This is a genomic window from Microbacterium jepli, from assembly GCF_047237905.1.
Taxonomy (GTDB): Bacteria; Actinomycetota; Actinomycetes; order Actinomycetales; family Microbacteriaceae; genus Microbacterium.
Map to the genome: position 1 here is coordinate 2,621,173 of NZ_JBDFLW010000005.1, position 23,732 is coordinate 2,644,904.

Below are 23,732 nucleotides of genomic sequence, written 5' to 3' on the forward strand. Positions count from 1 at the left end.
TGCTCGGGAGCACCGCCGTCGCGGCGCGCTTCCCTGCCCCATCGGCTGATGCGCCGAGCGGGGGCGCGCGGGGCGCGGAATCGATACCGCGTATGTACATACCCGGTATGGTGTGCCCGTGTCCGTCCGCCAGAGCCTGCTCGCCATCCTCGACCAGGGGCCGTGCTACGGCTATCAGCTGCGAGCGGAGTTCGACCGGCGCACCGGGTCGACCTGGCCGCTGAACGTCGGGCAGATCTACAACACGCTCGACCGGCTGGAGCGCGACGGGCTGGTGGAGAAGGGCGAGGTCGACGAGCAGGGGCACGTCTTCTGGGAGATCACGGATGCCGGATCCGCCGCCGTCCGCGAGTGGCTCGCCGCGCCGGTGGTGCGCGTGGGCGCCACCCGCGACGAGCTCGCCGTGAAGCTCGCCGTCGCCTCCACTCTCCCCGGGGTCGACGTGTCGACGATCATCGACATCCAGCGTGAGTCCTCCGCGACGCATCTCCGCGCCCTGAGGGCGGCCGCCGGTCTCCCCGCGAACGGACCCGAGGAGCTCGCCCGGTCGCTCGTGGTCGACTCGATGATCTTCGCGGCCGAGGCTGAGGTGCGCTGGCTGGACCACACCGAGCGGCGGCTGGCGCAGCATCCCGGACAGGCTCTGTCTCTGGCGCTGTCCACCGAGCGTCCCCGGCGAGGTCGGCCGGCGCGTCCGGCGGTGGCCTGAGCAGGACGCCGCGGCATCCTGTGGTCTCACAGCCGCCACCCACTACCCTTAACTGTGTCTGAAACCGAGTACCCCGCAGCAGCCGAGACGTCCACCGAGCCCGCATCCCTGACCTTCGCAGATCTGGGGCTGGGTGAAGCCGTCCTCAAGTCGCTGCGCGATGTCGGCTACGAGACGCCCTCCGCGATCCAGGCGGCCACCATTCCGACGCTGCTGTCCGGCCGCGACGTCGTGGGTCTCGCGCAGACCGGCACGGGCAAGACCGCGGCCTTCGCCCTTCCGATCCTCGACCGGCTCGACCTGACGCAGAAGACGCCGCAGGCCCTGGTGCTCGCTCCCACGCGCGAGCTCGCGCTGCAGGTCTGCGAGGCGTTCGAGAAGTACGCGTCGCACACCCGCGGCGTCCACGTGCTCCCCGTCTACGGCGGTCAGGGCTACGGCGTGCAGCTGTCGGCGCTCCGCCGCGGCGTCCACGTGGTGGTCGGCACGCCCGGTCGCATCATGGATCACCTCGACAAGGGCACGCTCGACCTGTCGGAGCTGAAGTACCTCGTGCTCGACGAGGCCGACGAGATGCTGAAGATGGGCTTCGCCGAGGACGTCGAGACGATCCTCGCCGACACCCCCGACACCAAGCAGGTCGCGCTGTTCTCGGCGACCATGCCCGCCTCGATCCGCCGGATGTCGCAGCAGTACCTGCGCGACCCGGAGGAGATCACGGTCAAGACCAAGACCACGACCTCCGCGAGCATCACCCAGCGTTACCTCATCGTCGCCTGGCAGCAGAAGATGGACGCGCTCACCCGCATCCTCGAGGTCGAGAACTTCGAGGGCATGATCATCTTCGGCCGCACGAAGAGCGTCACCGAGGAGATCGCCGAGAAGCTCCGCGCCCGCGGCTACTCCGCTGCCGCCATCAACGGCGACGTGGCGCAGGCGCAGCGCGAGCGCACCGTCAATCAGCTGAAGTCGGGCAAGCTCGACATCCTGGTGGCGACGGATGTCGCGGCCAGAGGCCTCGACGTCGACCGCATCTCCCACGTCGTCAACTTCGACATCCCGACCGACACCGAGTCGTACGTGCACCGCGTGGGACGCACCGGCCGCGCCGGCCGCTCGGGCGACGCCATCAGCTTCGTCACTCCGCGCGAGCGCGGTCTGGTGAAGGCGATCGAGCGCGCCACGCGCCAGGAGCTCACCGAGATGAAGCTGCCCAGCGTCGACGAGGTCAACGTCACGCGGCTCTCGCGCTTCGACGACGGCATCACTGCAGCCCTGGCGCAGAGCGCCCGCATCGATCGCTTCCGCGACATCATCGCCCACTACGTCCGCAACCACGACGTGCCCGAGGTGGATGTCGCGGCCGCCCTGGCCGTCGTCGCCCAGGGCGACTCGCCGCTGCTGCTCGAGGCCGACCCGGAGCCCGCTCCCCGCGAGGAGCGCCCGCGCCGCACCGACGGCGACACCCGCGGCGAGCGCCCCGAGCGCCGCCCGCGCGGCAACGGCGGACCCATGGCTACCTACCGCATCGCGGTCGGCAAGCGTCAGCGGGTCGAGCCGCGCCAGATCGTGGGCGCGCTCGCGAACGAGGGCGGCCTCGGCCGCGGCGACTTCGGCGCCATCCAGATCCGGCCCGACTTCTCGCTCGTCGAGCTGCCCGCCGACCTGCCCGCCGCGACCCTCGACAAGCTGTCGGGAACCCGCATCTCCGGTCAGCTCATCCAGCTCCGCCTCGACACCGGCGGCCCCGGTCGCTCGCGCACCGACGGCGGAAGCCGAGGCGGGTACGACCGCGACGCGCGCTCCGACCGCGACGACCGCGCGCCGCGCAAGCCCCGTCACCGCGACTGAGCGGTCGGGCGGTCGCCGCGGCCGCCCCACGCCTCGGCGCCGCCGCTGCGAAGCGACCACCCCGCGCCTCGGTGCGGCGGCCGCGAGGCGACCGGCCTGCGCTCAGGGCGAACCGGTCGAGCCGGTGTCGCAGCGGAATCTAGGATCGAGCTATGGCCGGTTTCTGGGGCAGACGACGACGTGAAGAGCAGGCGCAGCAGGACGCGCAGGATGCCGACCTCGACCGTCGCGCGCAGAGCGCGCTCGTCGAGGCCGACGAGCGCATCCGGCTGACCACCGACGAGCTGTCCTTCGCCGAGGCGGAGCTGGGCGTCGCCGCCACGGCCGAGCTCCGCGAGGCGCTCACCGCGGTGCGCACCCACATGGCCGAGGCCTTCCACCTGCATCAGCTGAACCACGACGAGATCCCCGACACGCGCGAGGAGCTCGTCACCCGCAACGCGCGGATCGTGCAGCTCTGCGAGTGGGCGAACGACCTGCTCGAGCAGAAGACCGAGGCGCTCGAGGCGCGCATCGCCACCGTGCGTCGCGCTCCGGAGATCCTCGCCGGCGTCCGCGCCGATGCCGAGCGTCTGCGCGAGCGCCTTCCCGACGTCCGCGCGGTCATCGCCCGCGTCCGGGAGCGGTACAGCGAGAACGCGGTGAACACCGTGGCGGCCAACGCCGACGAGGCAGAGCAGCTGCTGGACTTCGCCGAGCACGGCGCCGCCGTCTCCGAGCGCCGTCGCGAGGCCGGCCAGCGCGACCAGGCGCTGATCGCCCTGGAGACCGCCACCGAGGCCGTGCGCCGCGCGGCATCGCTCTTCGACGCGGTCGACGACTTCGAGGTCGAAGCGCTGCGCGCGCAGTCCACGCTCGCCGACGTGGTGGCCGATTCGCGCGGAGACCTCGTCGCCGCGCGCGACGCCCCGCGCACCCCCGCCGTGCAGGAGGCGACCGCCGCGCTGGAGAAGGCGCTGGCAGCCCTCTCCCCCGCGAGCGCGAAGGCGGATCCCTTCCACGAGCTGACGCAGCTGCGCGAAGCCAACACCGCCCTCGACGTGGCGATCGCGAAGGCGCGCGAGCGCGCGGCCCGGCCGCTCCCGACCGTCGAGCAGATCCGGCACGCCGTCGACGACGCCGACCGGCAGATCGCGGTGGCCCGCAGCGTCATCGCGGGACACCGCGGCTGGATCGGCGCCGACGCCCGCACCCGGCTGGCCGAAGCCGAGCGCGTGCGCCTCGACATGGAGGGCCTGTCGGGCGACGAGGATTCGATGGAGCCCGCCCTCCAGATGGCCCGCCGTGCCGGCATGCTCGCGAGCGAGGCCCTGCAGCTCGCCCAGCGCGACATCGACTCCTCGCGTCCGCAGCAGGGTCCCGGTGGCTGGGGAGGCCCGCAGGGCGGCGGCATGGGGGGCGGCATGGGCGGCGGCGGGATGGGCGGCATCCTCGGCGGCGTCGTGATCGGCAGCCTCCTCGGCGGGCTCTTCGACTGACGACCTGAACGAGAAGAGGGAGGGATGCCGCGGCATCCCTCCCTCTTGCGTTGCGCGTCAGGACGCGAGCTGCTCCTCGACCGGCGGCGCCTGCGCCGTCAGCGAGATGACGCCGTAGTCCCAGCCCTTGCGCCGATAGACGACGCTCGGGTGATCGCTGCGAGCGTCGATGAACAGGAAGAAGTCGTGGCCGACCAGCTCCATCCGGTCGACGGCCTCCTCGACGGTCATCCATTCGGCGTCGAAGTTCTTGGTGCGGATGACGACCGGCGTGTAGTCGGCCTCCTCTTCGCCCGCGGTGACCACCGGCACCGAGCCGGTGGCGACGGCGCGCAGCACCTCGACGGAGGCCGGTTCGACGTCGATGCCCTCCAGCTGCCCGGTGCCCTTCTCGAAGTGGGCGCCGCGCGGGTGGTTGCGGGCGTCGACGCGCTTGTCCTTCGCCCGGCGCAGCTGCTCCGCCATCTTGTCGACGGCGAGGTCGAGGGCGCAGAACTTGTCGCCGTCGACGGCCTCCGCCCGGACGATCGGGCCCTTGCCGGTCAACGTGAGCTCGACGGTCTCATCGTCGATGCGGTTATTGCGATACGAGCGGTGCGTGACCTTGATCTCCAGGGTCTGCGCCCGTGGCGCGAGGTGCTCTATGCGGACGGCCTTCTCTTCGACGACAGTGCGGAATCGATCGGTGATCCCTACGCCTACGCCGACGATGCTGGTTTCCATCATGACCTCCTTGGTCCGGTCCGCCGGGTCAAGGGCGGACCGTCAGTCGCCTTGTGTCCCCCCACGCTAGTCGCGGGGGCACCGGGTGTCATCTATGGATTGACCCTGCGACGTCGACCGCGGGCGTTGTGGCGCGCGGTGGCGGCGATCGTGGCGCATCCGGCGATCTCGGCCCCGGCGTGTCGGAGTGCGCGGACGGCTTCGGCCAGCGTCGCCCCCGTGGTGACGACGTCGTCGAGCACGATCACCCGTGCTCCGGCTCCGCCTCGCGCCCGGAGACTGCCCGCGACGTTGCGCGCCCGCTCGTCGACGCCCAGGCCGCGTTGATCGGCCGTCGCGCGCGCCGGCGAGAGCAGACGGGTGAGCCGGAGGCCGCCGCGGAGAGCGACGAGGTCGACGACCCGGTAGCCGCGCCGGCGCATCGAGGCGCGTGACGTGGGCAGCGGCACCAGCAGCGCATCGTCGTCGAGCGCGCGGACGGCGGCTGCCAGCGCCGGCGCTAGCGCGGGGGCGAGACCCGTCCGCCCCTCCTCCTTCAGCGCCCGCAGCACGCGGGCCGGCACCCCCTCGAAGGGCAGCCCGCTCCAGACGGGTACGCCGTCGTGCATCCGCAGCGTCGGCGCGGGAGCCAGCGCCCCGCGGCAGTCGTCGCAGAGAGCCGTGTCGGGCCCGTCGCACCCCGCGCACTCGACGGGCAGCAGGAGGGCGAGCGCATCCTCCAGTGCGAGACGGACGACCGGCGGGAAGGGCATCCGGCCAGCATCCCCCGCCCGCGAGCCGTCGGCGTGGTCGGTGAGCGGATCGGTGACCGGTGCGCCGAAGGAGGTCGCTGTGGAGGACCGCCTCGGCTCAGCGGCCGGCGCCCTGCTGCGTCGCGAGGACGAGGACGCCCGACGCCGTCTGGTTCCAGTTCGTGCCGCGACGCACGTAGAGCGCTCCGTCGTCGCCGCGCAGGCGGACCGTCGTGGTCTGGTTGGAGCCGGAGATGGAGCTGACGCCGATCGGGGCGGCCACGGTCGAGCCGGGTCCACCGACCGGCTGCTCGAGGGTCGCCGGTCCGTCGGCGCCGAGGACGAGGGCGCCCACGGTCGCGTCGTCGAGCCACGTGAGACCTGTGCCCTGGCCGGCCGGCGATGCCAGCTCGAGCTCCACGCCCAGAGCGGCGGGTGTGCCGTCCGACTGCCGGATGATGCCCTTGACCCAGACGAAGGTGCGACCGCCGCTCTCCACGAGCGCCGCGATCCGCGTGCCGTCTCGCGACGCGACCATCGCGGTCACCGCCGTCGCCCCGCCCCAGCCGTTGGTGATGCTCACCTGCTCGCCGTCGGGCGAGGTCGCCAGGATCGACGTCGGACTGTCGCGGGGAACCGTCCAGATCCAGCCGTACCGATCGATAGTCGGATCGATCATCCCGGGCCGCCGGTCGATGTCGGAGACGGGGCCGTCGGCCGGCACGCGCACGACGGTGCCGTCGTCGAGTCGCACGGCCGCGGCATCCTGTGTCGGCGAGACCTGGATCGCCAGCGGCGTGGACGACAGACCGGTGATGGCGTCGGACAGGCCGGCGATGGGCTCCAGCGCGCCACTCGTGAGGAAGCCGAAGCCCGCGTCGGTGAGCGCGAGCGCCCGCGCGTCGACGCCGGTCGCGGTCTTCTGCAGGCGCTCGGCCTCGAGGGGCGTGCCCCCCACGGTCATCTGCACCTCCGTGACCCCCGCCAGCGCGAGACTCGTCTCGAACTGGGTCTGCATGCGGTCGAGGGTGTCCTGGTCGAGCGACACGACGTCGGGGCCGAGCTCGACCTGCGCCACCCCGGAGACCGCCGGCACGGAGCCCGGCGGCGTCACGTTGTCGGGGATCGCGGTGCGCACCGAGGCGGCGAGCCACGGACTGGGACCGTCCACGAGGGCGTCTGTCACGCGGGCCGCCGCGTTCGTCGTCGGGAACCAGCGCAGGTCGGGCACGAGCGTCGACCAGGAGTCGTCGAAGAACATCAGCTGATAGCGCTTGTAGACGTTGGCGAACACGTTCTGGTTGAGCACGACGCCGTCGGGCGCCTGGCTGATGCGCCATTCCCCGTCGCGCTGCTCGAGCCGGAAGTCGAGCAGCGCCGACCCGAGGTCGGCCACCGAGTACGCCCCGCTCGCGTCGACGCCGGCGATCTGCGTCAGCGCGAGGGTGACGCCGCCGAGGCCGGCGTCGGTGTACGCGCGCTCGCCCTCGTCGATGGTGACGCCGCCGAGCGGATTCCAGGATGCCTCGGGCGTGAGGTATTCGCGGGCGACCGCCCAGCCCCCGGCGGGCCCGGAGCCCGCCCGGATGAACCCCTCCACGATCTCCTGCGGCGTCGCCCCGCGCTGGGGGCTGTCCGGACGCAGGACGAAATCGGGGACCTCCTGCGCCGAGCCCGGCGCACGACCCGGCATCACGGGGCTGGTCATCGGCAGCCCGGAGCAGGCGGCGAGCGCGAGGGCGATCGTCAGGGCCACCGTTGCCCCCAGCATCCGTCTGAGTCTCATCACTGCCGCCCTCCGGTCGCCGGGGCGTCGATCACCGGCAGCACGATCGGCTGCGTGAGGCCGAGGGCGTCGATCGCGGCGGGACTGTCGTGGCCCTCGTCCGCCGACAGCGGCGACGGGTCTGGTGCGCGCCCGGCGGTGCGGGGCAGCGCGAGCAGGAAGTTCGTGCCGCGCCCGAGCTCGGACCACACGGTGAGCTCGCCGTTGTGCAGCTTGGCGTCGCCGAGCGCGATCGACAGGCCGAGACCCGTGCCGCCGATCGTGCGCTTGCGCGAGGGGTCCGCCCGCCAGAAGCGGTCGAAGACGCGCTCGACGTCGACCGCGGTCATGCCGAGGCCGAAGTCGCGCACGGAGAGCGCGACGGCGGCCTGATTGCTGTCGACGGTGACGACGATGGGGCGCCCCTCGCCGTGCTCGATGGCGTTGCCGAGGAGGTTGCGCACGATGCGACGTACGCGCCGGGGGTCCATGTCGACCGGGGAGTATCCGCCGGGGGCGACGAGCCGCACATCGCTGCCGTGCTGCTCGGCGAGGGTGCTCATCGATGCGATGACGTCCTCGGCGAGGTGCGCGAGGCTCGTGGGCTCGAGCTCGAGCTGCACCGAGCCTGCGTCGTAGCGGCTGATCTCGAGCAGATCGGTCAGCAGCGTCTCGAAGCGCTGCACCTGGGCGTTGAGCAGCTCGGCCGCACGGGCGGTGGCGGGGTCGAACTCGTCGCGACGGTCGTTGATCATGTCGGCGGCGAGGCGGATGGTCGTCAGCGGCGTGCGCAGCTCGTGCGAGACGTCGGAGACGAACCTCTGCTGCACGAGCGAGAGCTCTGCCAGCTCCTTGATCTGCGACTCGATGCTGTCGGCCATGGCGTTGAACGATCGGCCGAGGGTGGCCAGCTCGTCCTCCCCGCGCACGGGCAGGCGCACGCCGAGTTCGCCGGCGGCCAGTTTGGCGCTGGTGTCGGCCGCCTCCCCGATCGGGGTCGTCACAGACCGCAGCACGAACCAGGAGATGGCGCCCACGAGGAGGATGAGCGCCACCCCGACGACCCAGAGCGTGCCCTGGATGAATCCGAGGGTCTGCGGGGCGCTGCCGAGGTCGTACGCGAGGTACAGCTCGTAGGCGCCGACCTCGGGCACCTGCAGCTGCTGACCGACGACGATGCCGGGGACGGCGGTGCCGTCGGCCGTCGGGAGGGAGACCGACTGCCACCACTGGGCATCGGACTTGCCGCGCACGGCCGTGCGCAGACCGTCGGAGACGAGGTCGTTCTCCTCCACCGACAGGGCGCCGGAGAAGATGTCGGGTGGAGCGATCGGGGAGGGTCCGTCCGCGATGCGCGTCACCGCGAACGAATCGCTCGAGGACTGCTGGCTGAGCTGACGCGCGACGGTGTTCAGGAGCGTCTCCAGCTGCACCGGGTCGCCCTCCACCACGGCGTTGTCGAGCGTGAGCTGGGCGGCCTCCGTCGCGCGTGCGGCGTAGGTGAGCACCTGGTCCTTGCGCGAGGTGAAGAGGTCGTTCTGCACGGCCAGGCCCATCCACACGCACGCCACGAGGATCGTCAGCGCCGTGAGGGCGAGGGTGACCAGGATGGTGCGGAAGCGGAGCGAGCGGCGCCACAGCGAGCTCAGGCTCTCGGGCCACGATCGCCAGTCGCGCCACGCCGAGAGCGACGCGCGGGATGCCGCGCCCGCCCCTCGCGCGCCGGTCACGGCGCTCAGACCACAGCGCCGGCGCGGTAGCCCACGCCGCGCACCGTCGTGACGATGCGGGGGTTGTCGGGGTCCTGCTCGACCTTGGCGCGGAGACGCTGCACGTGCACGTTCACCAGGCGGGTGTCGGCCTTGTAGTGGTAGCCCCACACCTGCTCGAGCAGCATCTCGCGGGAGAAGACCTGCTGGGGCTTCGCGGCGAGGGCGACGAGGAGCTCGAACTCGAGCGGCGTCAGGGCGATGACCTCGTCGCCGCGACGCACCTCGTGCGCGGCGACGTCGACGGAGAGGTCTCCGATGCGCAGCGTCTCGGCGGCCGCCTGGGCGGCGGGCCGGAGGCGGGTGCGGATGCGGGCGACGAGCTCCTTCGGGTTGAAGGGCTTGACGATGTAGTCGTCCGCGCCGACCTCGAGACCGCGCACGACGTCAGCTGTGTCGGTGCGGGCGGTGAGCATGATGATCGGGATGCCGGATTCGGCGCGCACGCGCGTGCAGATCTCGATGCCGTCCATGCCGGGCAGCATCAGGTCGAGGAGGATGAGGTCGGGCCGCTCCGTGCGCCACGCGTCGACGGCGGCGGCTCCGTCCGCGCAGAACACCGTGTCGAATCCCTCGGTGCGCAGCACGATGCCGATCATCTCGGCCAGAGCTGTGTCGTCGTCGACAACCAGGATCCGTGAGGTCATGCGTGCGTGCGTCCTTCGAGTTCCATGGGGACGGCACGACGTGCCGCGCGATCCCCCGTGCGCTCTCACACCCTAGTGGACGCTCCTGGAGAGCGGCCGTGGGAGGCCGGGGCGGCGGGACGCCTGTGACACGATGGACGCAGGCACGGCAGGAGGAGGATTCGTGAGCGCGTACCCGGCCTGGACACCGGCGACCCGTCCGGGGATCATCCCCCTCCACCCGCTGGGCTTCGGCACGATCCTCGGCAGGTCCTTCTCGGTCCTGCGACACAACCCGAAGGTGCTCCTGGGCTTCGCCCTGCCCGTACAGGTGGTGAGCTACCTCGTCGTGCTGCTCGGCGTCGTCGGGGTCGGGTTCCTGACCTTCTCCCGCCTGGAGACCCTCCGCTGGGGCACGGATGAATTCGAGGCGGTCACCGCCGGCTCCATCGCCCTCACCGCGGTGACCGGCATCGTGCTCGGTCTCGCCGCCGGGGCCATGAGCGTGCTCGTGCAGGGCGTCGTCGTGAGCGAGGTCGCCGCGGCGGTGCTGGCCGAGAAGCTCCCGCTCCGGGCGCTGTGGCGCCGGGTGCGGCCGGTGGCCTGGCGGCTCGTAGGCTTCACGGCGCTCGTCAGCGTCGCCGTCTTCCTGCTGCTGGGGATCCTGGCAGGGCTGCTCTTCCTCATCGCTCAGGCCTCCCTGCCGGTCGCTGTGGGACTCATCGTCCTGTCGGCCATCGGCCTCATCCCGCTGTCCCTCTGGCTCTCGACGAAGCTGTCGCTGGTGGCCTCGGCGATCATCCTCGAGGACGCCCGCATCGGGCAGGCGATCGGCCGCTCCTGGCTGCTCATCCGCGGTCGCTTCTGGCCGGCCCTGGGCATCATCGTCATCATCAGCATGGTCTTCGGTGCCATCGGCCAGGTCATCAGCATCCCCTTCTCCTTCCTCTCCAGCGGGCTCGGCACGATCATTGCGCCCACCGGTGAGCCCGACGCGACCTCGATCATCGCCGTGCTCGCCACGAGCGTGCTGGTGCAGGTGCTCACCCTCGCCATCCAGGCCGTCGCGGTCGTGGTGCAGTCGACCGCCGTCGCACTCATCTACATCGACTGCCGGATGCGCCGCGAGGGCCTCGACGCCGATCTGCTGTCGTACGTGGACCAGCGGGATGCCGGGGCCACGGGCCTGCCCGACCCGTATCGCGCGCACATCGGTCGCGAGATCCCGCGCCCACCGGCATACGGCGGCTACGGCGTGCAGCCCGCGTCGTACGCCCCGCCCGCAGGGTATGCGGCGGCACCGGCACCCTATGGGTACGCCGCTCCCGCGCCGGGCTCTCCGCAGAACAGCGGGTACCCGCAGGGCGGGTCGTACCCTCAGAGCGGTTCGTACCCACAGGGCGGCTCGCACCCGCAGGGTGGCGTGTCCCCCCAGGACGGCCCGTACCCGCCGCCTCAGCCCGCGCCTCCGGCGAGCGCCGCCGCGCCTGACGAGCAGCCCTCCGCCACCCGCTGGGCCGCCCCCGGATCCTCCGAGGACCGCGACGCCCGGTGATCGCGACGCTCCTGCCGCCCCTCGGCCTCGACGCGCCGCCTCTGACCCCCGACGGGGATGAGGCGCGACGCTGGGCGGAGCAGGAGCTGACCGACCCGTCGTACGCCGTGTCGGAGCCCACGGCGATCGACCGGCTCGCCCGCGCGATCGGCGACTTCTTCGGGAACCTCTTCAACGGACAGGTCGAGGGCGGATGGGGCTCGCTCCTGGCCGTGATCGTCGTCGTGGTGCTCATCGCGCTCGTGGTCGCCGCTCTCCTCATCTGGGGTCGCCCGCGCGCGCTCGTGCGCTCCCGCACTGTGCCCGCCGGCGAGCTGTTCGGCGAGGCCGAGGAGCGCACGGCCGCGCAGCTGCGCGCGGACGCGCAGGCGAGCGCCGCCGCCGGCGACTGGGTGGACGCGGTGGTGCTGCGCTTCCGCGCCCTCGCCCGCGGCCTCGACGAGCGCGGTGTCGTGGATGCGCCGCCCGGCACGACGGTGCACGGCTTCGCCCGCGCCGCCGCCCGCGCCTTCCCGGACGCGGCCGGCGAGCTCGACTCCGCGGCCGCCGCGTTCGACGACGTGCGCTACCTCCGCCGCCCGGGCACGGCCGAGCTGTACCAGCGCATCGTCGCCGTCGACGACGACGTGCAGCGTCGGACGCCCCTCAGCCCCGCGACCCCGACGGGGTCGCCGTCGTGACCGACGTTCGACCCACGTCGCGCCGTCGCGCCGTCGTCGCCTGGACCGTGATCGGTCTCGTGGTCGTGCTCGTCGGCATCCTCGGCTCGGTGATCTCCGGCGCCGGACAGTGGGCCCAGCGCGATGCGCTCGACCCCGACTCCGCCGCACCGCAGGGCGGTCGGGCCCTCGCCCGCATCCTCGCCGAGCGCGGCGTCGACGTCGTCGTCGCCCGCGACCGGGCGACGGCCTCGCGCGCGCTGTCGGACGGTTCCGCGACGCTGGCGATCGCCGATGCGCGCTACCTCGCCAACGAGACCCTCACGACGATGGCGGATGCCGCACCCTCCGTCGTGCTGATCGATCCGAGCTCGCGCGACCTGCGGCTGCTGCTCTCCGGGTCGCGGTCCGACGGCGTGGCGCCCGAGGGAACCGTCGAGCCGCGGTGCGGGAACGACGCCGCCGACCGCGCGGGCGCGATCGAACCCGGCGACGTCTTCTCCCCCGGTGCCGGCGTGGACGGCTGCTACCCGGTCGACGGCGGCGCCTTCGCCCTGCTGACCGCCGGCGACGTCACGGCCGTCGACGGACGGACGCTGCTGTCCAACGAGCATCTGGCGACGGCCGGCAACGCCGCCCTCGCCGTGAACCTCCTCGGCGCGACGCCGCGACTGGTCTGGTTCGTCCCCGGCATCGCCGACGCCGACGCGGGGGCCTCCGGTGCATCACTCGGCGAGCTGACCCCCCGATGGGTCACCCCCGCCATCGTGCTCCTGCTCGGCGCCGGCCTCGCTGCCGCCGTCTGGCGCGGTAGACGCTTCGGCCCACTCGTCGCCGAGCGCCTCCCGGTGACGGTGCGGGCATCGGAGACCACGGAAGGCCGCGCCCGTCTCTACGGCAGGTCGCGGGACGCCGTGCACGCCGCCGACCAGCTCCGCATCGGCGCCCTGGCCCGCCTGGGCCGTGCGCTGGCCCTCGGCCCCGCGGCCTCGGCACCGGAGATCGCCGACGCGGCCGCCGACCGCCTCGGCGTCGACCGGAGCCGCCTGCGCGGCATCCTCCTCGACGACCTCCCCACCGACGATCGGCAGCTCCTCGCCCTGAGCGACAGCCTTCGCGACCTGGAGACCGCCGTCCAGGCGGCCGTGCGACCCGAAAGGAACCGCCCATGACCCTCCCCGAGACCACCCTCGACGACGCCGCCCTCCGCGATGCGATGAACCGCGTCCGACTGGAGGTCGGCAAGGCCGTCGTCGGCCAGGACGGCGCCGTCACGGGGCTGCTCATCGCGCTGCTCTCACGCGGTCACGTGCTGCTGGAGGGTGTTCCCGGCGTCGCGAAGACGCTGCTGGTGCGGTCGTTCAGCCGCGCACTGGGGCTCGACACCAAGCGCGTCCAGTTCACGCCCGACCTCATGCCCGGCGACGTCTCCGGCTCGCTCGTCTATGACGCGCGTTCGGGCGAGTTCGACTTCCGCGAGGGACCGATCTTCACGCACGTCGTGCTGGCCGACGAGATCAACCGCACGCCGCCGAAGACGCAGTCCGCGCTCCTCGAGGCCATGGAGGAGCGCCAGGTGTCCACCGACGGGGTGACGCGGGCTCTCCCCGACCCGTTCCTCGTCGCCGCGACGCAGAACCCGGTCGAGCACGAAGGCACGTACTCGCTCCCCGAGGCCCAGCTCGACCGCTTCCTGCTCAAGCTCGTGATCGACGTGCCGGGGCGGGATGCCGAGATCGCCGTGCTGCGGCGTCACGCGGCCGGCTTCGATCCGCGTGCCCTGGAGGACCTCAGTCCGGTCGTCGGGGCCGCCGAGATCCGCGCGGCGCAGCGGGCCGCAGCATCCGTCGCCGTCTCGGACGACGTGCTCGCCTACGTGGTCGACCTCGCACGGGCGACGCGCCAGAGCCCGTCGGTTCAGCTGGGCGTCAGCCCCCGCGCGTCGACCGCGCTGCTGGCCGCGGCCAAGGCGTGGGCGTGGCTCGGCGGCTACCCCGCCATCACCCCCGACCACGTGCAGACGATGGTGATCCCCGCCTGGCGCCACCGCATCCGCCTGCGCACCGAGGCCGAGCTGGAGGGCGTGTCCGTGGACGCGGTCCTGACCGGCGTGCTGCAGCAGACGCGCGTCCCGATCTGATCCGCCGTGTACGTCACCGGTCGTCTCCCCCTGCTCGTCGCCGCCGGCGTCGTGCCGGTCGTCGTGCTGTCGGGAGTGGGCGTCGACCCCTGGCTGACGGCCGTCCTGTGGCTGGTCGCGTGCACGGTCGTCGCAGGAGCGGATGCCGCGGCCGCCGCCGATCCGCGCCGCGCGCGCATCGAGCGCTCGGCACCCGCGCGGGTGCGACTCGGCGAGCCAGTCGAGACGGTCCTCACCGTCGCGAACACCGGGCCGCGCCGCCTGCGGGGACAGGTGCGCGATGCCTGGCAGCCGACGGCGGGAGCGCCCGCCGAGCGGATGCGGCTGGACGTGCCGCCCGGCGAGCGCCGGCGCCTGCGGGTGCCGCTGGTGCCGCGGCGCCGCGGCGAGCTGTCCAGCGGGTTCGTCGTGATCCGCGCGCAGGGCCCCCTGGGCCTGGCCGGGCGCCAGGGGCGCGTCGAGTCGCGGGGCGTGGTGCGGGTGCTGCCGCCCTTCGCCTCGCGCCGGCACCTCCCGTCGCGGCTGGCGCGCCTGCGTGAGCTCGACGGCAGCACGAGCGTGCAGGTGCGCGGGCAGGGCACCGAGTTCGACTCGCTGCGGGAGTACGTGCGCGGCGACGACGTGCGCTCCATCGACTGGCGCGCGACCGCGCGGGCCGGTACCACCATGCTGCGGACGTGGCGCCCCGAGCGCGACCGCCATGTCGTCATCCTCATCGACACCGGCCGCACCAGCGCCGCCCGTGTCGGCGACGGCGTGCGGCTGGATGCCGCGATGGAGGCGGCGCTGCTCCTGTCCGCTCTCGCCGCCCGCGCCGGCGACCACGTGCACCTCGTCATGTTCGACCGCATCGTGCGGGCACGCGTCACCGGGGTGGACGGCACCGCGCTGCTGCCCGCTCTCGTGGACGCGATGGCCCCGGTCGAGCCGCAGCTCATCGACACCGACTGGGATGCCGCCTTCGCCCAGGTGCGCTCACTCGTCTCGCGACCCGCCCTCGTCGTCATCCTGACCGCACAGGACGCGCCCGAGTCGGCTCGCGGCCTCCTCGGCTCGCTCGCCGGCCTCGGCCGCGCGGGGCACGTCGTCGTGGGCACCGCCACCGACACCCGGCTGCACGACATCGCCGCTCAGCGCGCCACGAGCGACGAGGTCTACTGCGCGGCATCCGCGGAACGAAGCCTCCGCGACGCCCGCCGGGTGTCCGACGCGCTCGCCCGCGGCGGAGCGGACGCGATCGCCGACACTCCGGAGGCGCTGCCCCCGCGGATCGCCGACCGATACCTGGCGCTCAAGGCCGCCGGCCGCCTGTGACGGCGACCCGCCGTCATTCTCGCTGAGGACATCGCGCGACGTCCGCGCCGCGGGGCGTGGCCTCCTCACTCACATCCGGGCGTCGTCGTCAAATCGGCGGAACGGCTCTCGTCCCGCGCGATACCGTCTCAGCACACCCGGAAAGGACGCTCATGTCGGACACCCTCGCCACCCCGCCCACCACGGTCACCAAGCTCGCCGCCGAAGCCCTCGGCACGTTCCTCCTCGTCTTCGGCTCCATCGGAACCGCGCTGTTCGCCGCCACCTTCGGACTCGCCGACAACGGCACCCCGCTGGGCGTCGGCTTCGTCGGGGTCGCGCTGGCCTTCGGCCTCACCCTCATGGCGGGCATCTACGCCTGGGGCAACATCTCCGGAGGGCACTTTAACCCCGCCGTGACCCTGGGCCTCGCCGCGGCCGGTCGCTTCAGCTGGAAGGACGCGCCCGCCTACATCGTCGCGCAGTTCGTCGGCGGTGCCGTCGGCACCACCCTCCTCGTGCTGATCGGCCTGTTCGGGCCCGACGACTGGCTCGCCACCGCGCAGGACGGCGGCTTCGCCAGCAACGGCTACGGCGCCTCCTCCCCCGGCGGCTTCGGCCTCGGCGCGGCGATCATCGCGGAGGTGCTCTTCACCGCGATCTTCGTGCTGGTGATCCTCGGCGTCACCCACACGAAGCGCGGCAACGGCAACGTGGCGGGACTGTCGATCGGCCTCACGCTCGTCGCGATCCACCTGGCCTCGATCCCGATCGACAACACCTCGGTCAACCCCGCCCGCAGCCTCGCGACCGCGCTGTACGGCGGCATCGATGCGCTGTCGCAGCTCTGGGTCTTCCTGGTCTTCCCTGTCGTGGGCGGCCTGCTGGCCGGCTGGCTGCACCGCGCCCTCTTCGAGAGGGTCGACCTGCCCCCGCTGCAGTCCGAGGCGCGCGTCAACTGACGCCGCATCGAACGACGAAGCCCGCCCCGGCGCACCGGGGCGGGCTTCGTCGTTCAGGCGGAGATCAGATGAGGTCGAAGCGGTCGAGCTCCGTGACCTTGCCCCAGGCGGAGACGAAGTCGTGCACGAACTTCTCCGTCGCGTCGTCGGAGGCGTAGACCTCCGCCAGCGCGCGCAGCTCCGAGTTCGACCCGAACAGCAGGTCGACGCGCGTGCCGCGGCCGAGCACCTCGCCGGAGCCGTCGCGACGTCCCTCGAAGGCGTGCGAGCCCGGGTCGAGCGGCTTCCACGTGGTGCCGAGGTCCAGCAGGTTCACGAAGAAGTCGTTCGTGAGCACGCCCGGGCGGTCGGTGAAGACGCCGTAGGCCGAGTCGTCCCAGTTGGCACCGAGCACGCGGAGTCCGCCCACCAGCACCGTCATCTCCGGCGCGGTCAGCGTCAGCAGGTTGGCCCGGTCGAGCAGGTGGTACTCGGCGGGCAGCCCGGCGAGCGGTCCCTGGTAGTTGCGGAAGCCGTCCGCAGCGGGCTCGAGGTGGCCGAACGAGTGCTCGTCGGTCTGCTCCTGAGTGGCGTCGGTGCGACCGGGCCGGAACGGCACGGTGACCTCGACACCGGCATCCCGCGCCGCCTTCTCCACGCCGGCGTTGCCCGCCAGCACGATGAGGTCGGCGAGCGACACCTTCCGGCCGTCGCCGCGCTCGGCGTCGAAGGTCGCCTTCACGCCCTCCAGCACCCCGAGCACGCGCGCGAGCTGAGCGGGCTTGTTGACCTCCCAGTCCTTCTGCGGGGCCAGTCGGATACGGGCGCCGTTGGCGCCGCCGCGCTTGTCGCTGCCGCGGAAGGTGGATGCCGCAGCCCACGTCGTGGCGACGAGCTCGGCCACGCTCAGCCCCGCGTCGAGGATGCGGCGCTTCAGCTCGGCGGCATCCGCGTCATCGATCAGCTCGTGGTCGACGGCGGGCACCGGGTCCTGCCAGATGAGCTGCTCGGTGGGCACCTCGGGACCGAGGTAGCGGGCGATCGGCCCCATGTCGCGGTGCGTGAGCTTGAACCACGCGCGGGCGAACGCGTCGCCGAAGGCCTCGGGGTCCGCTGCGAAGCGGCGGGAGACCTCGTCGTAGGCGGGATCGACGCGCAGCGCGATGTCGCTGGTGAGCATGCGGGGCTCGCGACGGCCGTCGGAGTGCGCCAGCGGCACCATGTCGGCGCCGCCGCCGTTCACCGGCCGCCACTGGTGTCCGCCGCCGGGGCTGCGCATGAGCTCCCAGTCGTAGGCGTAGAGGATGTGGAAGTACTCGTTGTCCCACCGGGTGGGGTGGTAGGTCCACGTGACCTCGAGACCCGAGGTGATGGTGTCATCCCCCTTGCCGGTGCCGTGGCTGTTCGCCCAGCCCAGGCCCTGGCTCTCGATGCCGGCGGCCTCGGGGTTGTCCCCGACGTTCGTGTCGGGCGCCGCGCCGTGCGTCTTGCCGAAGGTGTGACCACCGGCGATGAGGGCGACGGTCTCCTCGTCGTTCATGCCCATGCGACCGAAGGTCTCGCGGATGTCGCGGGCCGACGCCAGCGGGTCGGGGTTGCCGTTGGGCCCCTCCGGGTTGACGTAGATGAGACCCATCTGCACCGCCGCGAGCGGCTTCTCCAGCTCGCGGTCGCCGGAGTAGCGCTCGTCGCCGAGCCAGGTGGTCTCGGGACCCCAGTACACGTCGTCGTCCGGCTCCCAGACGTCGGGGCGGCCTCCGCCGAAGCCGAAGGTCGAGAAGCCCATGGTCTCCAGCGCGACGTTGCCCGTGAGGATCATCAGGTCGCCCCACGACAGGCTCTGTCCGTACTTCTTCTTGACGGGCCACAGCAGGCGCCGCGCCTTGTCGAGGCTGACGTTGTCGGGCCAGCTGTTGAGAGGCGCGAAGCGCTGCTGGCCGGTGCCGCCGCCGCCGCGTCCGTCGGTCACCCGGTAGGTGCCCGCGCTGTGCCAGGCCATGCGGATCATGAGCGGGCCGTAGTTGCCGAAGTCCGCCGGCCACCAGTCCTGGCTGTCGGTCAGGGTGCGCGCGATGTCCGCCTTGACGGCCGCGAGATCCAGCGACTCGAAGGCCGCGCGGTAGTCGAAGCCCTCGCCCAGCGGGTTCCGCGCCGGGGGGTTCTTGGCGAGGATCTTGATGTTCAGCTGCTCGGGCCACCACTTGCGGTTCGCCGAACCGTTGACCGGGAGCGGCTGGCGGTCGTGGATGACCGGGCACGTCGCGTCGTCCGGGTTCGGGCTGGGGCGGGTCTCGCCGTCCTCGCGCTCGTCGACGGGCGTGTCGATGTCGGTGACGGACTGGTCCGTATCGGTCGGCTCGCTGCCGATGCCGGTCGCGATGTCGTCGTTCTCACTCATGTGTTCCCTTTCGAGAGGCGGTCAGAGGCGGTCAGGGGTGGTCGGAGAAGTGGGCGGTGTCGGCGACGGCCGTACTGGCAGCGGATCCATTCGCGCGGGCGGCGCACGCGGAGCAGAGGCCCCAGTAGGTGACCTCCGCCGTCCGGATGACGAAGCCGGCGGTGTCGGCGGGCACGAGGCACGGCGCGACCCCGGTCGCGCACTCGATGTCGGCGACGGCGCCGCACGATGTGCAGACCGCATGATGGTGGTTGTCGCCGACGCGCAGCTCGTACAGCCGCGGACGGCCGGCGGGCTCGATGCGACGCACGAGACCGGCATCCACGAAGTCTCCCAGCGCGTTGTAGACCGACTGCAGGCTCGTCTCGGGACGGTGGCGCGCGACGTGCGCGTACAGCTCCTCGGCGCTGGCGTGCGACCCCTCCCGCAGCGCCTCGACGACGGCGTGACGGGGCGAGGTGACCCGCAGCCCCGCGCCGCGGAGCAGCGCGGCCGAGGCCGTGTCGCCGTGCTCCGAAGCTCCGATCTCCATGACTTCAGCGTATCCGCTGGTTTTGAACAGTTCAAAACAACGGCCCGTGAGAGCCCGATGAACATCCGATGATCGAAATCGGTGCCGGCAGGTGTCAGCCGGCGACGAGGCGCGGTGTGCCGGCTTCGTATTCGGTCAGGTCTCCCGATTCGCCGCGGCGGTGCGCGCGGCGGCCTATCACGAGCATGTAGATGAGGAAGACGCCGAGGGCGAGCGCTCCCAGCCCGATCTTGACCGGCCACGGCCAGGGCTGGGGGGTCACGAAGCCCTCGACGACGCCCGAGAGCGCGAGAGCGAGCACGAGGCCGATCGCCACCGTTGCGAGGGATCGACCCTCCTGCGCGAGCGCCTCGCCCCGGGAGCGCGCCCCCGGCGCGACCCACGCCCAGAAGATGTGGAGGCCCGCCGCACCGGCGACGAAGATGCAGGTCAGCTCCAGCAGCCCGTGCGGAGCGATGTAGAGCAGGAAGACGTCGCCGCGGTCGAACGCCGTCATCACGGCCGCCGTGGTGCCGATGCCGATGGCGTTCTGCACGAGCACCATCAGCGGCCAGAGGCCGGTGATGCCGAAGAGCACGCACTGCGCCGCGATCCAGGCGTTGTTGGTCCACACCGTTCCGGCGAAGACCGCGGCGGGGTTCTCGCTGTAGTACTGCGTGAAGCGGTTGTCCACGTAGTCCTGCAGCTGCGCCTCGGTGCCGAGCGATGCGACCAGTTGCGGGTCCTGCGAGATCCAGACGGCGACGAGGGATGCCACGGCCGCGAAGCCCGCCGCGATGATCAGCGTCGTCCACCGCACGCGGTAGAGCGCCGCGGGCAGCTGAAGCAGGAAGAACCGCGAGAGCCGTCGCAGGCCGTCGTCGCCCGCGCCGGTCAGTCGCAGGCGGGCCTGCGCGAGCAGTGTGGAGACGTGATCGCCCTGAGGTGTGCGACCGGCGGACGTCTTGATGTCGGCCAGATCGGCGGATGCGGACCGGTAGCGGGCCACCAGCTCGTCGACCTCGCGGCCGGTCAGGCGCCGGCGCCGGCCCAGCTCGTCGAGGCGGGCCCACTCCTCGCGCCGGGCGGCGGTGAGGGCGTCGAGGTCCATTTGGTTAACTGTACGCATGCCGTCCGACGCCACCACGCCCGCCGGCGCGATCCGGGTGGAGCTGGCGCAGGACGAGATCCTCACCGGCGAGGCCGTCGCGCTCGACGTGCAGCCCGTCGGCTTCTTCCTCCGTGCGCTCGGCGTTCTCATCGACATGGCGGTGGGCGCCGGCGCCTTCCTCCTGTTCGCGCTCGTCGCCACCTGGCTCGCCGCGCAGGGCGCCGTCGACCCCGCGGTGTTCCCGATCCTGTCGATTACGATGCTGGTGATCGTGGCGGTGGTCGTGCCCACCACGGTCGAGACCGCCACACGGGGCCGCAGCCTCGGCCGGCTCGCCGTGGGCGCGCGCGTCGTCCGTTCGGACGGCGGCGCCTCCGGCTTCCGTCAGGCGTTCATCCGGTCGCTCGTCGGCGTGTTCGAGCTGTGGTTCACCCTCGGCGCCGTGGCCGGCGTCGTCGGCGCGCTGACGCCGCGGGCGCAGCGCCTGGGCGACCTCCTGGCCGGCACCTACTCCGAGCGCACGCGTGCACCGAAGCTCCCGCCGCCCGCCCCGGGCGCCCCGCCCGCGCTGGCGGCTTGGGCCGAGGTCGCGGACGTCGCGCGCCTGCCCGACCGCCTGGCCCGCCGCATCGCGCAGTTCGTGCGCCAGGCGGAGAACATGGAGCCCTCGGCGCGTGCCCGGGTCGCGGCATCCCTCGCCTCGGAGGTGCGCGACCTGGTCTCCCCCGTGCCCGCCGTCGACCCGGAACTGCTGCTCCGTGGCGTGGCCGCCGTGCGCCACGACCGCGAGCTGCGCGCCCTCGAGCTCGAAGAACGCCGCGTCGAGCGGCTCGTCGCCGGCGCGCCCGACGGCCCTCGGGGCTACCCCGAGCGCTGAACCGCCGCCGTCAGTAGCGGTAGTGGTCGAGCTTGAACGGACCGTCCACCGGCACGCCGATGTAGGCCGCCTGAGCCGGCGTCAGCGTCGTGAGCTTCACCCCGAGCGCGTCGAGGTGGAGGCGCGCGACCTTCTCGTCGAGCGCCTTGGGCAGCACGTGCACCCCGACGGGGTATGCGGCGAGATTCGCGTGCAGCTCGATCTGCGCGAGCACCTGGTTGGTGAACGAGGCGCTCATGACGAACGACGGGTGTCCGGTCGCGTTGCCCAGGTTCATGAGCCGACCCTCGCTCAGGACCAGGATGCTGCGGCCCGACGGCAGGCGCCACTCGTGCACCTGCGGCTTGATCTCCACCGCCTCGACGCCGGGGATCGCGGCCAGCCCCGCCATGTCGATCTCGTCGTCGAAGTGGCCGACGTTGGCGACGATGGCGAGGTGCTTGAGGCCCTGGAGGTGCTCGACGGTCACGACGTCCTTGTTGCCCGTGCCCGTCACGACGATGTCGACCTCGCCGATCACGTCGTCCAGCGGGACGACCTGGTAGCCGTCCATCGCGGCCTGCAGCGCGCAGATGGGGTCGACCTCGCCCACGATGACGCGGGCGCCCTGACCGCGGAGCGCCTCGGCGGCGCCCTTGCCGACATCGCCGTAGCCGCAGACGAACACGACCTTGCCGCCGATCAGCACGTCGGTGGCGCGGTTGAGACCGTCGGGCAGGGAGTGGCGGATGCCGTACTTGTTGTCGAACTTCGACTTGGTGACGGAATCGTTGACGTTGATCGCGGGGAAGAGCAGCTCGCCCGCGGCGGCCAGCTCGTACAGGCGGTGCACGCCGGTGGTCGTCTCCTCCGTCACGCCGACGAGCCCGGCGGCCACGCGCGTCCAGCGCTGCGCGTCGGCCGCGAGGCTGCGTCGCAGGGTGTCGAGGATGACTCCGTACTCCCGCGAATCGCCGGGCGCGGCATCCGGGACGCTCCCCGACTTCTCGAACTCGACGCCCTTGTGCACGAGCAGGGTGGCATCGCCGCCGTCGTCGAGGATCAGCGTCGGGCCGTCGAAGCCCTCGGCCGACCAGTCGAAGATGCGCTCGGTGCAGCGCCAGTACTCCTCGAGGGTCTCGCCCTTCCAGGCGAACACCGGCACGCCGCGGGGGTCGTCGGGCGTGCCGGCACCCACCACCACGGCCGCGGCGGCCTCGTCCTGGGTGCTGAAGATGTTGCAGCTCGCCCAGCGCACCTGCGCGCCGAGGGCCACGAGCGTCTCGATGAGCACCGCGGTCTGCACGGTCATGTGCAGCGACCCCGCGATGCGCGCGCCCGCGAGCGGCTGTGTCGCGGCCAACTCCCGGCGGAGGGCCATGAGCCCCGGCATCTCGTTCTCCGCGAGGCGGAGCTGGTGGCGTCCGGCCTCGGCGAGACGGAGATCGGCGACGTCGAAGTCGATCCTGGTGGAGACGGAGGTGGTCGTCATGCCGCCATCTTCCCACCGCGGCATGACGGCCGGCTCCGGATGACGCCGCGAAACGTCCGTCGGCGTGCGGGTCATGGCGCCGGTTCCGAGGGTGCGGGTCGCCTTTGGGTGGGTGTGCTCAGCGCACCGTCTCGTGGCGGACGACCATCCAGCCGCGCGGAACGGAGAGCCGATCGGTGTGGATCGCGCACAGGTCATGGGCGTGCGGATCGTCGCCCGCACCGAGCGGACCGAGCGCGGCCATCTGGTCTTCGTAGTCGAAGGTGAGCGTCGTGACGGCCTCGCGGGCGCACGCCACCTTGGAACAGAGTCTCTCGCGCATCGTCGTCATGCTAGTCGCGGCGGAGGAGCCCTCCGGGAGGCCGCGCCGGTTGTCGCCCGCGCCGAGTGCGCAGGATCACGGAGATGTGCACGATGACGGATGCTGCGGGCACAGATGGTCCGGCATCCTGCACATCTCCGTCCTTCCGCCCGCAGGCCATCCGCGTCGCACGAGTCACCGCCGGCCCGTCCCCCAAGTGCGCAAAATCACGGAGATGTGCACGAACACGGATGCTGCGGGCACACGCGGTCCGGCATGCTGCACATCTCCGTCTTCCCGCACACCGCAAGAGCTGCCGCCGGAGGAGCCTCACGGCGGTGCCGCGCCGGATCTAGGATGAACGCATGGCGTGGCGACGATCGGCGGCGAGCACCCCGGTGCCCCGCAGGCGGCCGTCCCGTCACGGCCGTCACGGCCGTGAGGACCGCAGCCCGGTGGTGCGCCCGCCGCTTCCCCCGCTCGATACGCGCGCCGAGCGCTTCGACCTGGCCGTCGGCACCGCCGCGGAGTTTCTGCGCTCCGCCTGGTCGGAGCTGGAGGACGTGAGCTTCGAGGTGGCGGACATGCCCCCGGCGAGCGATGCCGACGGCATCCCGCGCTGGCAGACGCTCCGTGATGAGAAGCGCATCGTCATCTTCCGGCTGCCCGTCGAGCGCCTGGGGCACCCGCACCGCGACGACGAGCTGCACCGTCGCATGATGGTCGAGGGCAGCGTCTTCCGCGCGGCGGCCGAGTACCTCGACCGCGACCCGTGGGACCTCGGGCCGGAGCGCTTCCGCTACTTCTGACCGGGAGCGGTCGC

Annotated in this window: 21 protein-coding genes; 11 read left to right on the top strand and 10 right to left on the bottom strand. The window is 72.4% G+C overall.

Features of this window, described 5'->3' with window-relative positions; all coding sequences use genetic code 11:
• Positions 1 to 118: 118 nt before the first annotated feature.
• The 3 genes from ABC304_RS16730 to ABC304_RS16740 all read left to right on the top strand — a co-directional run bounded on the left by ABC304_RS16730 (position 119) and on the right by ABC304_RS16740 (position 4,038).
• Entirely contained in the window at positions 119 to 709 is a 591-nt protein-coding gene (locus ABC304_RS16730) for a PadR family transcriptional regulator (protein WP_412932501.1), read from the top strand.
• Between the two features lie 54 nt (positions 710 to 763).
• On the top strand, positions 764 to 2,560 hold the full coding sequence (locus ABC304_RS16735) for a DEAD/DEAH box helicase (RefSeq protein ID WP_412932503.1): 1,797 nt from the start codon (positions 764 to 766) through the stop codon (positions 2,558 to 2,560).
• A gap of 152 nt (positions 2,561 to 2,712) precedes the next feature.
• Positions 2,713 to 4,038 carry a hypothetical protein gene (locus ABC304_RS16740; RefSeq protein WP_412932505.1) on the top strand — a complete coding sequence of 442 codons (1,326 nt, stop codon included), beginning with the start codon at positions 2,713 to 2,715 and terminating at the stop codon, positions 4,036 to 4,038.
• Positions 4,039 to 4,095: 57 nt separating this feature from the next.
• Here the strand turns inward: ABC304_RS16740 and hpf are convergent, their stop codons facing one another.
• The 5 genes from hpf to mtrA all read right to left on the bottom strand — a co-directional run bounded on the left by hpf (position 4,096) and on the right by mtrA (position 9,673).
• Entirely contained in the window at positions 4,096 to 4,761 is a 666-nt protein-coding gene (gene hpf / locus ABC304_RS16745; protein WP_412932506.1) for a ribosome hibernation-promoting factor, HPF/YfiA family, read from the bottom strand.
• A gap of 92 nt (positions 4,762 to 4,853) precedes the next feature.
• Positions 4,854 to 5,513, bottom strand: a complete 660-nt coding sequence (locus ABC304_RS16750; protein ID WP_412932508.1) for a ComF family protein — start codon at positions 5,511 to 5,513, stop codon at positions 4,854 to 4,856.
• A gap of 97 nt (positions 5,514 to 5,610) precedes the next feature.
• On the bottom strand, positions 5,611 to 7,263 hold the full coding sequence (locus ABC304_RS16755; protein ID WP_412932510.1) for an LpqB family beta-propeller domain-containing protein: 1,653 nt from the start codon (positions 7,261 to 7,263) through the stop codon (positions 5,611 to 5,613).
• A gap of 14 nt (positions 7,264 to 7,277) precedes the next feature.
• Positions 7,278 to 8,987, bottom strand: a complete 1,710-nt coding sequence (mtrB, locus tag ABC304_RS16760) for an MtrAB system histidine kinase MtrB (protein WP_412932512.1) — start codon at positions 8,985 to 8,987, stop codon at positions 7,278 to 7,280.
• 5 nt (positions 8,988 to 8,992) lie between these two features.
• Positions 8,993 to 9,673 (bottom strand): MtrAB system response regulator MtrA, encoded by a 681-nt coding sequence (mtrA, locus tag ABC304_RS16765; RefSeq protein ID WP_127094908.1) that lies wholly within the window; start codon positions 9,671 to 9,673, stop codon positions 8,993 to 8,995.
• A 163-nt stretch (positions 9,674 to 9,836) separates the two neighbouring features.
• On the opposite strand from mtrA, the gene ABC304_RS16770 reads away from it, so the two are divergent.
• The 6 genes from ABC304_RS16770 to ABC304_RS16795 all read left to right on the top strand — a co-directional run bounded on the left by ABC304_RS16770 (position 9,837) and on the right by ABC304_RS16795 (position 16,261).
• A complete protein-coding gene (locus tag ABC304_RS16770) occupies positions 9,837 to 11,207 on the top strand; it encodes a hypothetical protein (protein ID WP_412932514.1) in 1,371 nt (456 codons plus the stop codon).
• The gene (locus ABC304_RS16775) at positions 11,204 to 11,887 is read left to right on the top strand and encodes a DUF4129 domain-containing protein (protein ID WP_412932516.1); all 684 of its coding nucleotides are present in this window, start codon (positions 11,204 to 11,206) and stop codon (positions 11,885 to 11,887) included. Before ABC304_RS16770 ends, ABC304_RS16775 begins: the two co-directional genes overlap by 4 nt.
• A complete protein-coding gene (locus ABC304_RS16780; protein WP_412932518.1) occupies positions 11,884 to 13,038 on the top strand; it encodes a DUF4350 domain-containing protein in 1,155 nt (384 codons plus the stop codon). The genes ABC304_RS16775 and ABC304_RS16780 overlap by 4 nt, the downstream gene beginning before the upstream one ends.
• The gene (locus tag ABC304_RS16785) at positions 13,035 to 14,006 is read left to right on the top strand and encodes an AAA family ATPase (RefSeq protein WP_412932520.1); all 972 of its coding nucleotides are present in this window, start codon (positions 13,035 to 13,037) and stop codon (positions 14,004 to 14,006) included. Before ABC304_RS16780 ends, ABC304_RS16785 begins: the two co-directional genes overlap by 4 nt.
• A gap of 6 nt (positions 14,007 to 14,012) precedes the next feature.
• Entirely contained in the window at positions 14,013 to 15,320 is a 1,308-nt protein-coding gene (locus ABC304_RS16790; RefSeq protein WP_412932522.1) for a DUF58 domain-containing protein, read from the top strand.
• 152 nt (positions 15,321 to 15,472) lie between these two features.
• Positions 15,473 to 16,261, top strand: a complete 789-nt coding sequence (locus ABC304_RS16795; protein WP_412932524.1) for an MIP family channel protein — start codon at positions 15,473 to 15,475, stop codon at positions 16,259 to 16,261.
• A 64-nt stretch (positions 16,262 to 16,325) separates the two neighbouring features.
• Here ABC304_RS16795 and katG read toward each other — a convergent pair whose 3' ends face one another.
• From katG to ABC304_RS16810, 3 genes are all read right to left on the bottom strand, one after another.
• The gene (gene katG, locus ABC304_RS16800) at positions 16,326 to 18,638 is read right to left on the bottom strand and encodes a catalase/peroxidase HPI (RefSeq protein WP_412932525.1); all 2,313 of its coding nucleotides are present in this window, start codon (positions 18,636 to 18,638) and stop codon (positions 16,326 to 16,328) included.
• A gap of 31 nt (positions 18,639 to 18,669) precedes the next feature.
• On the bottom strand, positions 18,670 to 19,170 hold the full coding sequence (locus tag ABC304_RS16805) for a Fur family transcriptional regulator (RefSeq protein WP_412932527.1): 501 nt from the start codon (positions 19,168 to 19,170) through the stop codon (positions 18,670 to 18,672).
• Positions 19,171 to 19,264: 94 nt separating this feature from the next.
• A complete protein-coding gene (locus ABC304_RS16810; RefSeq protein WP_412932529.1) occupies positions 19,265 to 20,260 on the bottom strand; it encodes a stage II sporulation protein M in 996 nt (331 codons plus the stop codon).
• 16 nt (positions 20,261 to 20,276) lie between these two features.
• On the opposite strand from ABC304_RS16810, the gene ABC304_RS16815 reads away from it, so the two are divergent.
• Complete coding sequence (locus ABC304_RS16815) at positions 20,277 to 21,137, top strand: RDD family protein (RefSeq protein WP_412932531.1); 861 nt, start codon at positions 20,277 to 20,279, stop codon at positions 21,135 to 21,137.
• 10 nt (positions 21,138 to 21,147) lie between these two features.
• Here ABC304_RS16815 and ahcY read toward each other — a convergent pair whose 3' ends face one another.
• Positions 21,148 to 22,632 (bottom strand): adenosylhomocysteinase, encoded by a 1,485-nt coding sequence (ahcY, locus tag ABC304_RS16820; RefSeq protein WP_412932532.1) that lies wholly within the window; start codon positions 22,630 to 22,632, stop codon positions 21,148 to 21,150.
• Between the two features lie 94 nt (positions 22,633 to 22,726).
• Complete coding sequence (locus ABC304_RS16825) at positions 22,727 to 22,930, bottom strand: DUF3499 family protein (RefSeq protein WP_127094896.1); 204 nt, start codon at positions 22,928 to 22,930, stop codon at positions 22,727 to 22,729.
• Between the two features lie 344 nt (positions 22,931 to 23,274).
• Here ABC304_RS16825 and ABC304_RS16830 point away from each other — a divergent pair, with 344 nt between their 5' ends.
• Positions 23,275 to 23,718 carry a metallopeptidase family protein gene (locus ABC304_RS16830; protein WP_412932534.1) on the top strand — a complete coding sequence of 148 codons (444 nt, stop codon included), beginning with the start codon at positions 23,275 to 23,277 and terminating at the stop codon, positions 23,716 to 23,718.
• The last annotated feature ends 14 nt before the right edge of the window (positions 23,719 to 23,732 follow it).

Excerpts from the sequence above, each read along its gene's own strand:
- ABC304_RS16740 (WP_412932505.1), top strand. The coding sequence starts at position 2,713 with ATGGCCGGTTTCTGGGGCAGACGACGACGTGAAGAGCAGGCGCAGCAG.
- hpf (WP_412932506.1), bottom strand. The coding sequence starts at position 4,761 with ATGGAAACCAGCATCGTCGGCGTAGGCGTAGGGATCACCGATCGATTC.
- ABC304_RS16750 (WP_412932508.1), bottom strand. The coding sequence starts at position 5,513 with ATGCCCTTCCCGCCGGTCGTCCGTCTCGCACTGGAGGATGCGCTCGCC.
- ABC304_RS16755 (WP_412932510.1), bottom strand. The coding sequence starts at position 7,263 with ATGCTGGGGGCAACGGTGGCCCTGACGATCGCCCTCGCGCTCGCCGCC.
- mtrA (WP_127094908.1), bottom strand. The coding sequence starts at position 9,673 with ATGACCTCACGGATCCTGGTTGTCGACGACGACACAGCTCTGGCCGAG.
- ABC304_RS16785 (WP_412932520.1), top strand. The coding sequence starts at position 13,035 with ATGACCCTCCCCGAGACCACCCTCGACGACGCCGCCCTCCGCGATGCG.
- ABC304_RS16795 (WP_412932524.1), top strand. The coding sequence starts at position 15,473 with ATGTCGGACACCCTCGCCACCCCGCCCACCACGGTCACCAAGCTCGCC.
- katG (WP_412932525.1), bottom strand. The coding sequence starts at position 18,638 with ATGAGTGAGAACGACGACATCGCGACCGGCATCGGCAGCGAGCCGACC.
- ABC304_RS16805 (WP_412932527.1), bottom strand. The coding sequence starts at position 19,170 with ATGGAGATCGGAGCTTCGGAGCACGGCGACACGGCCTCGGCCGCGCTG.
- ABC304_RS16810 (WP_412932529.1), bottom strand. The coding sequence starts at position 20,260 with ATGGACCTCGACGCCCTCACCGCCGCCCGGCGCGAGGAGTGGGCCCGC.
- ABC304_RS16815 (WP_412932531.1), top strand. The coding sequence starts at position 20,277 with ATGCCGTCCGACGCCACCACGCCCGCCGGCGCGATCCGGGTGGAGCTG.
- ahcY (WP_412932532.1), bottom strand. The coding sequence starts at position 22,632 with ATGCCGCGGTGGGAAGATGGCGGCATGACGACCACCTCCGTCTCCACC.
- ABC304_RS16825 (WP_127094896.1), bottom strand. The coding sequence starts at position 22,930 with ATGCGCGAGAGACTCTGTTCCAAGGTGGCGTGCGCCCGCGAGGCCGTC.
- ABC304_RS16830 (WP_412932534.1), top strand. The coding sequence starts at position 23,275 with ATGGCGTGGCGACGATCGGCGGCGAGCACCCCGGTGCCCCGCAGGCGG.